The sequence below is a fragment of the Serratia sp. CC22-02 genome, assembly GCF_900182895.1.
Lineage (GTDB): Bacteria > Pseudomonadota > Gammaproteobacteria > Enterobacterales > Enterobacteriaceae > Serratia > Serratia nevei.
This window is the reverse complement of the sequence record NZ_FXUD01000008.1, coordinates 133,838-145,146: the sequence shown is the minus strand read 5'-3', so window position 1 is coordinate 145,146 and position 11,309 is coordinate 133,838. Positions and strand designations below refer to the sequence as shown.

Below are 11,309 nucleotides of genomic sequence, written 5' to 3'. Positions count from 1 at the left end.
ATCTGCTGTAATAACTCAATGAAACTTAAACCTTCCCGCAGCGGCGAAAAAAATAAATATAACAACGACGGCGAGCCGGTTATCCCGACGTGAAATCGTCATTCATCGCGCGCTGACCTCCACCAGGCAGCTCATGGCGTTCGGCCCCTGCGTCAACGATGAGGTGCCGATATCCAGCGTCAGCACGTTCGGGTTGCCCGCCTGTTCGACCGGCCGGCGCTGCGCGTCGTAACCCGGCTCGAACCAGGCGCCGGTCGCCATCAGCACCACGCCGCGCGTCACGCCGTCGGTGAGGGACGCCCCTGCCAGGCAGCTGCCGCGCGCATTGCTGACCAGCACTTCGCTACCCTCTGCCACGCCGCGCTGCGCCGCGTCTTCCGGATGCATATACAGGGTTTCGCGCCCGGCGGTCTTATTGCCCTGCGCCAGCGGCGCCGGATCCATCTGGCTGTGCAGACGATCGCTCGGCTGGATGGAGATCAAATGCAGCGGCCAGGTTTTGGCCTGCGGCGCGCCCAGCCACTCCACCGGCGGCCGCCACTGCGGATGCGGCGCGAAATCCTCGTAGCGATAACCGGCGATCCGCTCGCTGAACAGTTCGATCTTGCCGCTGGGCGTCTGCAGCGGACTAGCCTGCGGATCGGCGCGGAACGCGTCAAAAAAGACGAATTCCTTGGCCGGCGCGGGCAGTTCGGCATAGCCCCGGTGCCAAAAATCCTCAAACTCGGGCCAGGCGACGCCGGCACGCCGCTGCGCCACGCCGCATTGCCGATAGATCTCTTCGATCCAGGCCCGCTCGTCGCGGTTTTCGGTAAAGCGTTCGCGATAACCCAGGCGCTCCGCCAGATCGGCGAAGATATCAAAATCGTTGCGCGCCTGATGCTGCGGCGCAATCGCCTGATGCATCGCCAGCACGTAGCGATCGCGCGAGGAGCCGCCGATATCGTTGCGCTCCAGCGAGCTGGTGACCGGCAACACGATATCCGCCATTTTGGCCGCCGCCGTCCACCAGATATCTTGTACGATCACCGTATCCGGCTTCTGCCAGCCTTCCACCAGCCGGTTCAGCTGCTGATGATGATGGAACGGGTTGCCGCCGGCCCAGTGCACCAGGTGGACATCCGGGTACTGGCGCGTCTCGCCGCAAAATTGATAGGCTTCGCCGGGGTGCAGCAGCATGTCGCAGATGCGCGCCACCGGGATCGCCAGCCCGGCCGGGTTATCCCCTACCGGCATGGTCGGCGCGGGGGTGTCCACGCGCGGGTTACCGACGCCGTTCATCGATCCGTGGCCGAAGGAAAAGCCGCCGCCCGGCAGCCCCACCTGGCCCAGCATCGCCGACAGCGCGATCATCATCCAATAGGGTTGCTCACCGCGGTGCGCCCGCTGCACCGAGTAGGAACAGGTGATGAAGCTGCGCACGCCGATCAGCTGCCGCGCCAGCCGCGCGATGCGCGCCGCCGGAATGCCGGTAATGGCGCTGGCCCAGGCCGGCGTTTTTACCACGCCGTCGCTCACGCCGTTCAGGTAATCCGCCAGCTGTTGATAGCCTACGCAGTGGCTGTGCAGGAAGGCTTCGTCGTGCGCACCCAGCTGCTGGATTTCGTAAGCCAGCGCCAGCATCAGCGCCACGTCGGTATTCGGCCGGATCGGGATCCACTCCGCGTTGACGAACCCGGGGCAGTCGTCGCGCATCGGGCTGATGTTGACAACCGGCGTGCCCTTCTGCGCCAGCTTTTGCAGCCAGGGCTTGAGCGCATGCTCCGCCGCGCCGCCGGAAGAGACCTGGGCGTTTTTCAGCGCCAGCCCGCCAAACGCCACAAACAGCTCGCAATGCTCCACCACGCTCGGCCAGCTGGTGACGCGCCCGGTCAACGGCGAAAAAGTGCCGATCACATACGGCAGGAAAAACTGCGCCGCGCCCCAGCTGTAGTTGCCCTGCTGATCGACCCCGCCGCCGCCGCTGAAATAGAACCGCCGTACCAGCGAACGCGCATGATGCAAACGCCCGGCCGACGACCAGCCATAAGAGCCGGTAAACAGCCCGGAGGCACCGTAGCGATCGCGCACCCGGCGGTTCTCCTGCGCCACCAAATCGAGCGCCAGCTCCCAGTCCACCTCGACGAAGTCTTCCCTGCCGCGCAGCGTGCGGTCGCTGCCCTCGCGCTTTTGCAGCCACGAGCGGCGCACCGCCGGCTTGCGAATACGTTTGTCGGAGTAAACCATCGGTGCGATGGAATCGAGCAATGGCGAAGGATCGGGATCGTCGGCGAAGGGTTCACAGCGGATAAGCCGGCCGTCTTCAACCACGGCGGTATAAGCGCCCCAATGGGCGAGCTGCGGATAGCGTTTAATGGACATGGCGTTCTCGGCGCAAATCGGAATGCACAGACGTTACCTCAGCCCGCCGCCAGAGCCAACGTACAAATTGCGCTATCGTTCGGCAGCCGATGGTTATGCGTACAGACGCGAAGAGATTCTGCAACGGCCGCCACAAGTTGCGCACGAGACCGCTTGCAGCCCCGGTTTTTTTCCGCAAAACTGAGGGATGTAAGCGATTACCCAGGATGTGTTGACTGATATGGCTACGATAAAGGATGTTGCCAGGCTGGCGGGAGTTTCCGTGGCCACGGTATCCCGCGTGATAAATAATTCCCCCAAGGCCAGCGAAGGGTCGCGCACCGCGGTGCTGGCCGCCATGGAACAGCTGCAGTATCACCCTAACGCCAACGCTCGGGCGCTGGCGCAGCAATCCACCGAGACGCTGGGCCTGATCGTCTCCGACGTTTCCGACCCCTTCTTCGGCGCGATGGTCAAAGCGGTCGAGCAGGTGGCCTACGCCACCCACAATTTTCTGCTGATTGGCAACGGTTACCACGACGCCGAAAAAGAGCGCCAGGCGATTGAACAGCTGGTGCGGCACCGCTGCGAGGCGCTGGTGGTGCACGCCAAGAGACTGAGCGATCGGGAACTTTGCGGCTGGATGCAACAGATCCCGGGCATGGTGCTGATCAACCGCACGCTGCCGGGTTTTGAAACGCGCTGCGTGGCGCTCGACGATCGCTACGGCGCCTGGCTGGCGACCCGGCATCTGATCCAGCAAGGGCATCAGCGCATCGCCATCATCTGCTCCACCCACCAGATTTCCGACGCCACCGATCGCCTGCAGGGCTATCTCGACGCGCTGCAGGAGCACGGCATTGCGGTGGATGAAAAGCTGATCGCCTACGGCGAGCCGGACGAGATCGGCGGCGAACAGGCGATGACTGAATTGCTCGGCCGCGGCCGTTCGTTCTCCGCCGTTACCTGCTACAACGATCCGATGGCCGCCGGCGCGCTGTCGGTGCTGAGCGACAACAGCGTCGACGTGCCGGGGGAAATTTCGCTGATCGGTTTCGACGACGTGCTGATTTCGCGCTACCTGCGGCCGCGCCTGACCACCATTCGCTACCCGATCGTAGCGATGGCCACCCAGGCGGCGGAACTCGCCCTGGCCTTGGCCAATCGCCAACCGCTGCCGGAAATCACCAACATGTTCAGCCCGACGCTGGTGCGCCGCCACTCGGTCGCCACCCTCAACAACGCGCACGAACAGCCGTAATTCGCGCCGCCGCATGACGCTGTAAAGCGGGCGCAGCACGCCCGCCCGCTTATTAGATAAGCTCCAGCGCGATCAGTTCTTCGATGGTTTGCCGGCGGCGGATCAGGCGCGGCTCGCCGTTTTCGAACAGCACTTCAGGCAACAGCGGACGGCTGTTGTAGTTGGAGGACATCGATGCGCCGTAGGCGCCGGTGTCGTGGAACACCAGATAATCACCGATCTGAACCGGCGGCAGCTCGCGAGTTTCCACGCCGCCGCCCGCCTGCTGGGTGAACACGTCACCGGATTCGCACAGCGGCCCGGCGATCACCGTTTCGCGCAGCGGTTGCCCCGAGGTATCGCGCCCATCGGCCGGCAACAGCGAAATATGATGATAGCTGCCGTACATCGCCGGGCGCATCAAATCGTTAAAACCGGCGTCCACCAGCACGAAGTGGCGGCTGCCCATGTCTTTTACCGCCCGCACTTCGGCCACCAAGACGCCCGCTTCCGCCATCAGGAAACGCCCCGGTTCGATCTCCAGCTGCACCGGATGCCCCAGATGCGCGGCGATGCGTTCACGCGCCCGGTTCCACAAACCGAAATAGTGTTCGGTATCGATCGCCTCTTCGCCGTACTGGTACGGGATAGACAGGCCACCGCCGGCGGAAATGGCGCTGATGTCATGACCGAGATCGATCACCTGCTGCACCATCGCATCGCAGACCCGTTCCAGATGCTGGTAATCGACGCCGGAACCGATGTGCATGTGCACGCCGATCAGCTTCAGGCCGTAGCGGCGGATCTTCTCCACCGCCTGCGGCAGGTCGGCATACCAGATACCGTGCTTGCTGTTCTCGCCGCCGGTGTTGGTTTTCTGGCTATGGCCGTGGCCAAATCCCGGGTTAATGCGCAGCCACACCGGGTGCCCTGCGGAAACCTGGCCGAGCTGATCCAGCATGTCGATGGAACCGGCGTTGATCGGGATCTTCAATTCGCTGACGCGCGCCAGCGTGGCGTGATCCAACACGTCCGCAGTAAACACGATCTCGCTCGGTTCGCCGCCCGGCTGAAAACCGGCCCGCAGCGCCCGCTCGATCTCGCCCAGCGACACCGAATCCACCTTCACGCCCTGCTCGCGCATCAAGCGCAAAATATGAATGTTCGAACAGGCCTTCTGCGCGAAACGGACGGTATCGAAATGGCGCAGCTGAGCGATGCGCTGGCTGATGATGTCCGCATCATAGGCCCAGACCGGGCAGCCGAAACGTTGCGGCAAGGCCAACAGGTTAGCGGCGTTCAACGCGGTGGAGGTGTCGTGCAACGGGCGTGGCATGGCGATATTCCCAATTCGAAAATGACGGCAGATAACGCCATAGTGCCGCACGCTGAATCGGGTGGAAAATATCTATTTAGCCGTAGTCTATTCATTTATGATATGGTTTTCCCCTTAATCGAGCGGCCTCGCCATGCACAGCATCTCTTTGCGGCAGATCGAAATTTTTCGGGCGGTGATGACCACCGGCAACCTGACCGAGGCGGCGGCCCTGCTGCAGACCTCGCAACCGACCGTCAGCCGCGAGCTGGCGCGCTTTGAGAAGCTGATCCGGCTGCAGCTGTTCGACCGGGTGCGCGGTCGCTTGTCCCCCACGGTGCAGGGCCTACGGTTGTTCGAAGAGGTGCAGCGCTCCTATTACGGCCTCGATCGCATCGTCAACGCCGCCGCCGGCATTCGCCAGTTTCAGCAGGCGCAGCTGTCGATCGTGTGCCTGCCGGTATTTTCTCAATCGCTGCTGCCGGCGGTGTGTCGGCCCTTTATCGAACGTTACCCGGAAGTCAGCTTCAGCGTCATCCCGCAAGAGTCGCCGCTGCTGGAAGAGTGGCTGTCTGCCCAGCGTCACGATCTCGGGCTGACGGAAACCACCCTGACGCCGGCGGGCACCGAGCGGGTGACGTTGATGACGTTGAACGAAGTCTGCGTGCTGCCGACGGGCCACCCGTTGCTGGTGAAAGATCGGCTGACGCCGCAGGACTTCGCCGGGCAGAACTTTATCAGCCTGTCGAGCACCGACAGCTATCGCCACCTGCTGGATGCGCTGTTCGGCGAACAGGGCGTCGAGCGCCGCATGGTGATGGAAACGCACAGCGCGGCGTCGGTGTGCGCCATGGTGAGGGCCGGCGTGGGGGTGTCGATCGTCAACCCGCTGACGGCGCTCGACTATGCCGGTAACGGTGTGCACGTGCGGCCGTTCAGCATCGACGTGCCGTTCACCGTCAGCCTGATCCGGCCGCTGCACCGCCCTTCATCGGCGCTGGTCACCGCCTTTATCGACCACCTTCATCAGCAGGCCGCCGCCTTTGCCGCCCGGCTGGCCGCCGCCGTCAGGCGCTGAAATCGGCGTGGGAATATTGCCGAAGCATCAGCGCAGCGTCGCCTGCCACTGCGGATCGGTGGCGAACCACTCCACCAGAAAGTCCAGCATGGTGCGCAAGGTGGCGGGCATCTGGCGGCGTGAGGTATAGATGCCGTAGATGCCCATCGACTGCGGCCGGTAATCCGGCAACAGTTCGACCAGTTCACCGCTGGCCAGCAGCGGCGCCGCCGAATAATAGGGCTGCATGGAAATGCCTGCCCCCTGCACCGTGCCGGCCATCAGCACCACCGACTCGTTGGCGCTCAGGTTGCCGCTGACCGCCACCGCCGATTTCACGCCCTGAGCATCGAAGTGCCACAGGCTTTTGCCGAAATAGGAGTAGGTCAGGCAGTTGTGCAACGCCAGGTCCTGCGGTTGACGCGGGGTGCCGTGCGCCGCCAGATACGCCGGCGCGGCGCACACCACCGATGCGCAGGTGGACAGCGGGCGGGCGATCAGGTTGGGATCCAGCTCGTTGGTGATGCGCAGCGCCAGATCGATGCGCTCTTCCACCAGGTTCACCGCCCGGTTGTTCATCTGCAGATCGACCGCCACCTGCGGGTGACGCTTCAGATACTGAGCGACGGCCCCCACCAGCGCCGTTTGCCCGAGCGACTGCGAACAGGTGATGCGCAGCAGGCCGCGCAGCTCATCGCTCTGCCCTTCCTCCACCAGGTCGATCTCCCCCGCCAGCGCCAGCATTTGCCGGCAGCGTTCCAGAGTACGCTCCCCGGCGTCGGTCAGACTAAGCTTACGGGTAGTGCGGTGCAGTAAACGCGCCCCGGCCCATTGCTCCATCTGCGCCAGGTAGCGCGTCACCATCGCGCGCGACATCTCCAGCGTTTCCGCGGCGGCGATCATGCTGCCGCGATCGACGATGGTGACAAAAACCTCAGCGGCGGTAATGCGATCCATGATTAGTCCGATTTATGCAACGAATAATTGCTTATTATCCGGTTTTTCTATCGCTTTATGCAACCTAACATCATTACAACATTAACCGATACCCAAGGACCTCTGCCCATGTTTAAGAAATCACTGTTAACTCTGGCCTTCACCGGCGTCGCCACCCTCAGCACCTACGCCACCGCGGCCGATACCCTGACCATGGAAGTGTATAACCCGGGCGAGAAAAGCGTGTTCCCGGTGTCTTCCGAAATCATCAGCGGCAAACACGAAGTGGCGCTGATCGACGCTCAGTTCCAGCGTAACGATGCCGAAGCGCTGGTGAAAAAGATCAAGGCGACCGGCAAGAAACTGACCACCGTTTATATCAGTCACTCAGACCCGGATTTCTATTTCGGTCTGGACGTGATTAAAGCGGCCTTCCCGGAGGCGAAAATCATCGCTTCGCCAGGCACCATCAAGGACATCAACGCCACCAAAGACGGTAAAGTCGCCTATTGGGGCCCGATCCTGAAAGACAATGCGCCGAAAACCGTGATCGTGCCGCAGCCGCTGCAGGGCGACAGCTTCACCATCGACGGCCAGAAAGTGGAAGTGAAAGGCCTGAACGGCCCGACCCCCGATCGCACCTTCGTGTGGATCCCGGCGCTGAAGGCGGTCGTAGGCGGTGTCGCGGTCGCCGGTGACAACATCCACCCGTGGATCGCCGACAACCAGAGCGTGGAATCGCGCCAGCACTGGCAGCAGACGCTGAAAAACATCGAAGCGCTGAAGCCGCAGGTCGTCGTGCCGGGCCACTTCCTGCCGGGCGCAGCGCAAACGCTGGCATCGGTGCACTTTACCCAGAAATACCTGACCACGCTGGAAGCCGAACTGCCGAAAGCCAAGGATTCCGCCGCGCTGATTGAAGCGATGAAAAAGCACTACCCGACGCTGAAAGACGAGTCGAGCCTGGAACTGAGCGCGAAAGTGCTGAAAGGCGAGATGAAGTGGCCGCAATAAGCGCCCGTGCGTGATTGAACCAGCCCTGGCGCCGCGGTGAGCTGCCGCGCGCCAGGCGAGGAGTAAAGATGACCGAAACCACTCTGCATTACATTTTCGATCCGCTGTGCGGCTGGTGCTACGGCGCCGCGCCGCTGGTGAAAGCGGCTCAGAGCCTCCCCGGGCTGAAGGTCGTGCCGCACGCCGGCGGCATGATGACCGGCAACAACCGCCGCCAAATTACCGACGAATGGCGCAACTACGTCATTCCGCACGACAAACGCATCGCCGAGATGACGGGCCAGCCTTTTGGCGAAGCCTATTTCAACGGCCTGCTGCGCGACACCACGGCGGTGATGGATTCCGAGCCGCCGATCACCGCTATCCTGGCGGCGGAAAAGCTGGCGGGACGCGGGCTGGACATGCTGCACCGCATTCAGCAGGCACACTATCAGGAAGGCCGACGCATCGCCGACACGCCGGTGCTGGAAGCGTTGGCGAAAGAGCTGGGGTTGCCTTCGGCGGCGTTTATCGCCGAAATGCGTTTCAGCAGCGGCGCGCCGACCGCGCAACACATCGCGGAAAGCCGGGCGCTGCTGGCCAAAGTGCAAGGCCAGGGCTTCCCGACCTTTGCGCTACAGGACAGCGAAGGCCGCCTGCATCTGCTGCCGGCCGGCAACTATCTGGGTAATGTAGAAGCCTGGAAAAACCTGCTGGGCGCCGCCGCGCTGGCGTAACCAACCTTTCTCGCCCCGGCTGCCGGGGCGGGTCATTCGACCCGCACGAACCGCCCTTCAGCCCGCACGTTGTGACCGAACCCGCAATCCCCGCGCGTGTGCATCTCCAACGTTTGCTCGCCAAACGCCAAGGTGACGTCGCAGACCTGCGCGCTTTCCGAGTCATGCTGATGATAAACAGCTTTGCCGTGCTCGATCGGCAGTTCGGCGGTGAAGTCGCCCATGTTCGGGCCGTAATACAGCCCCATCTGCGGCATGGCGTAGCCGGAGAAATCGATCAGCCAGCGCTCGCCCTGCGGCTTCACCACCACTTCGCTCCACACGCCGCGCCCGGCGTATTGCCAATACACGCCGCCCGGCCCCTGCGGCTGCGGCCGCTGCGCCAGCCGTTGGCGCAACAGGCTCATGTTGTGCTGCGATTTGTCATCGTGCGGCGCCAGCGCCAGATAGGCCTGCGCCTTGAGCAATTCGCCGGCGTGCATCAGCGACAGCGCCACGTTGTTGTAGGCCGTGGCGACGGCCTGCTCGCTCAGGCCGCAAAACTCGCTCCAGGCCGCCTGATCGCGAAAGATGTCGGCAGCTTTGGCGTAATCCTGCCGCTGATAGGCCTTTTTTCCCAGCTCGGCGTAGCTCGCCACCTTTTGGCAGTCGGCGGCGATGTCCGGCTCGTCAATGTGCGCCCAGGCCCGGGCGCTGGCGAAGACGCCGCAGGTCAGCAACAGGGGAACCCAAGCCTTCATCGTTTATCCTTTCTGCAAAAATTCGGCGCCAGTATAACCGCCCGGCGGCGGAGTGTATGCCGCAATTGCGCCCATCTGCGCACCGCTGACGATTCAACCGCCTTATTTCAAACGGTTAGCGAGGTCAAAACTGCTTACAGTCGCGGTTTGTTTGTTACCGGCCCGCGGCCCATGCTGAACAAAATGCCGCAATTAACGAGTCGCTATGAACGCAACCCCCTTGCAGAAACACGCCGTTTGGCAGCTGATCAAACCCTTTTGGGTGTCGGAGGAGCGATGGCGCGCCTGGATGATGCTGATCGCCATCGTCGTCCTGTCGCTCGGTCTGGTCTATATCAGCGTGCAGATCAACCAATGGAACCAGGTGTTCTACGATGCGCTGCAGAACAAAAACTACCCGGTATTCAAGGCGCAGCTGTGGCGCTTTACCTATCTGGCGCTGATCTTCATCGTGCTGGCGGTCTACAAGATCTACCTGACTCAGGGGCTGCAGATGCGCTGGCGGCGCTGGATGACGGAAAAGTTCATGGAAAAATGGCTGGCGCACCAGGCGTATTACCACACCGAGCAGCAGCAGATCGTCGATAACCCCGATCAGCGTATTGCCGAAGATCTCAACGTATTGACCCAATATACCCTGTCGCTGTCGCTCGGGCTGCTCTCCAGCCTGGTGACGCTGTTTTCCTTTATCGACATCTTGTGGCACGTCAGCGGGCCGATGACCTTCGCGCTCGGCCAGCACGCCATCACGCTGCCCGGTTATATGGTGTGGTTCGCGCTGCTGTATGCGGTGCTGGGATCGCTGCTGATCTGGTGGGTCGGCAAACCGCTGGTCATGCTGGGCTTCAATCAGGAACGGTACGAGGCGAACTTCCGTTTCGGCCTGATCCGCATCCGCGAAAACAACGACGCCATCGCGCTGTACCACGGCGAACCGCGCGAGGCGCAGCAGCTGGGCGATCGTTTCGACACCATTCGCAGCAACTGGTGGGCAATTATGCGCATCACCCGGCGGCTGAACATCGCCACCAACTTCTACGGCCAGTTCGCCATCGTGTTTCCCCTGCTGGTGGCCGCGCCGCGCTACTTCTCCGGCGCCATTCAGATGGGCGGCCTGATGCAGATAGCCTCAGCCTTCGGCCAGGTGCAAGGTGCGCTGTCATGGTTTATCGACGCGTTTAACGATTTGGCGACCTGGAAAGCCTGCGTCAACCGTTTGGCCGGCTTCAACGCCGCCGTCGATCAGGTGCATCATCAGCCGCGCGGCGTTCAGCTGCGGGAAGAGACCGCCCATCCGTTAACGCTGGATAACCTCAGCCTGAACTTGCCCGACGGCCAGCCGCTGCTGGCCGGCGCCGAGATGACGCTGCAACGCGGCGAACGCCTGCTGATCGTCGGCCCTTCCGGCTGCGGCAAGTCGACGCTGCTGCGGGCCATCGCCGGTATCTGGCCTTACGGCGCGGGGGCTATCGGGGTAGCGGCCAACGCCAACACGCTGTTCCTGCCGCAGCGCAGCTACATTCCGATCGGCACGCTGCGCGAAGCGTTGAGCTACCCGAGCCTGGCATCGGAATACAGCGATCCGCAGCTGATGCGGGTGCTGGAAAACTGCCGCCTGAAGCACCTGCAGCGCTGGCTGGATACCTCCGCCAACTGGAGCCATCGCCTGTCGCCGGGCGAGCAACAGCGGCTGGCGTTCGCTCGTGCCCTGTTGATTCGCCCGAGCATCCTGTTCCTCGACGAGGCCACCAGCGCGCTGGACGACGAAACCGAACAGTTGATGTACTGCCTGCTGGTGGATGAACTGCCGGACGTAACGCTGATCAGCGTGGCGCACCGCAACAGCGTGGCGAAGTACCACCAGACCTGCTGGCGCTTCAGCCGCAGCGAAGATCAACCGGCGCGCCTGGCGCTGAGCCCGCTGCCGGTATAACCCGCAGACCGACGGCGT

At 62.7% G+C, this 11,309-nt stretch carries 9 protein-coding genes; 5 read left to right on the top strand and 4 right to left on the bottom strand.

Annotated elements, in window-relative coordinates; translation table 11 throughout:
• Window positions 1–102: 102 nt before the first annotated feature.
• A complete protein-coding gene (locus QOL81_RS21950; RefSeq protein WP_283440028.1) occupies window positions 103–2,361 on the bottom strand; it encodes a molybdopterin guanine dinucleotide-containing S/N-oxide reductase in 2,259 nt (752 codons plus the stop codon).
• A 220-nt stretch (window positions 2,362–2,581) separates the two neighbouring features.
• Between QOL81_RS21950 and galR the strand changes: the two genes are divergently transcribed.
• Window positions 2,582–3,601 carry an HTH-type transcriptional regulator GalR gene (gene galR / locus QOL81_RS21945; RefSeq protein WP_060422992.1) on the top strand — a complete coding sequence of 340 codons (1,020 nt, stop codon included), beginning with the start codon at window positions 2,582–2,584 and terminating at the stop codon, window positions 3,599–3,601.
• Between the two features lie 52 nt (window positions 3,602–3,653).
• On the opposite strand, the gene lysA is transcribed toward galR, so the two are convergent.
• Complete coding sequence (lysA, locus tag QOL81_RS21940) at window positions 3,654–4,916, bottom strand: diaminopimelate decarboxylase (protein ID WP_197808347.1); 1,263 nt, start codon at window positions 4,914–4,916, stop codon at window positions 3,654–3,656.
• Window positions 4,917–5,049: 133 nt separating this feature from the next.
• Here lysA and QOL81_RS21935 point away from each other — a divergent pair, with 133 nt between their 5' ends.
• A complete protein-coding gene (locus QOL81_RS21935) occupies window positions 5,050–5,973 on the top strand; it encodes a LysR family transcriptional regulator (RefSeq protein ID WP_060422988.1) in 924 nt (307 codons plus the stop codon).
• A gap of 27 nt (window positions 5,974–6,000) precedes the next feature.
• Here QOL81_RS21935 and QOL81_RS21930 read toward each other — a convergent pair whose 3' ends face one another.
• The gene (locus QOL81_RS21930; RefSeq protein ID WP_015378928.1) at window positions 6,001–6,909 is read right to left on the bottom strand and encodes a LysR family transcriptional regulator; all 909 of its coding nucleotides are present in this window, start codon (window positions 6,907–6,909) and stop codon (window positions 6,001–6,003) included.
• 108 nt (window positions 6,910–7,017) lie between these two features.
• On the opposite strand from QOL81_RS21930, the gene QOL81_RS21925 reads away from it, so the two are divergent.
• Together QOL81_RS21925 and QOL81_RS21920 are read left to right on the top strand one after the other, a co-directional pair.
• A complete protein-coding gene (locus QOL81_RS21925) occupies window positions 7,018–7,902 on the top strand; it encodes an MBL fold metallo-hydrolase (protein WP_033635778.1) in 885 nt (294 codons plus the stop codon).
• 68 nt (window positions 7,903–7,970) lie between these two features.
• Entirely contained in the window at window positions 7,971–8,618 is a 648-nt protein-coding gene (locus QOL81_RS21920) for a DsbA family protein (protein WP_038878652.1), read from the top strand.
• Between the two features lie 32 nt (window positions 8,619–8,650).
• Here the strand turns inward: QOL81_RS21920 and QOL81_RS21915 are convergent, their stop codons facing one another.
• Window positions 8,651–9,358 (bottom strand): hypothetical protein, encoded by a 708-nt coding sequence (locus QOL81_RS21915; RefSeq protein WP_060422980.1) that lies wholly within the window; start codon window positions 9,356–9,358, stop codon window positions 8,651–8,653.
• Between the two features lie 205 nt (window positions 9,359–9,563).
• On the opposite strand from QOL81_RS21915, the gene QOL81_RS21910 reads away from it, so the two are divergent.
• On the top strand, window positions 9,564–11,291 hold the full coding sequence (locus QOL81_RS21910) for an ABC transporter ATP-binding protein/permease (protein ID WP_060422974.1): 1,728 nt from the start codon (window positions 9,564–9,566) through the stop codon (window positions 11,289–11,291).
• Window positions 11,292–11,309: the final 18 nt, after the last annotated feature.

Bases quoted from the DNA above. Each gene is read 5' to 3' on its own strand.
- QOL81_RS21950 (WP_283440028.1), bottom strand. From the start codon at position 2,361: ATGTCCATTAAACGCTATCCGCAGCTCGCCCATTGGGGCGCTTATACC.
- galR (WP_060422992.1), top strand. From the start codon at position 2,582: ATGGCTACGATAAAGGATGTTGCCAGGCTGGCGGGAGTTTCCGTGGCC.
- lysA (WP_197808347.1), bottom strand. From the start codon at position 4,916: ATGCCACGCCCGTTGCACGACACCTCCACCGCGTTGAACGCCGCTAAC.
- QOL81_RS21935 (WP_060422988.1), top strand. From the start codon at position 5,050: ATGCACAGCATCTCTTTGCGGCAGATCGAAATTTTTCGGGCGGTGATG.
- QOL81_RS21930 (WP_015378928.1), bottom strand. From the start codon at position 6,909: ATGGATCGCATTACCGCCGCTGAGGTTTTTGTCACCATCGTCGATCGC.
- QOL81_RS21925 (WP_033635778.1), top strand. From the start codon at position 7,018: ATGTTTAAGAAATCACTGTTAACTCTGGCCTTCACCGGCGTCGCCACC.
- QOL81_RS21920 (WP_038878652.1), top strand. From the start codon at position 7,971: ATGACCGAAACCACTCTGCATTACATTTTCGATCCGCTGTGCGGCTGG.
- QOL81_RS21915 (WP_060422980.1), bottom strand. From the start codon at position 9,358: ATGAAGGCTTGGGTTCCCCTGTTGCTGACCTGCGGCGTCTTCGCCAGC.
- QOL81_RS21910 (WP_060422974.1), top strand. From the start codon at position 9,564: ATGAACGCAACCCCCTTGCAGAAACACGCCGTTTGGCAGCTGATCAAA.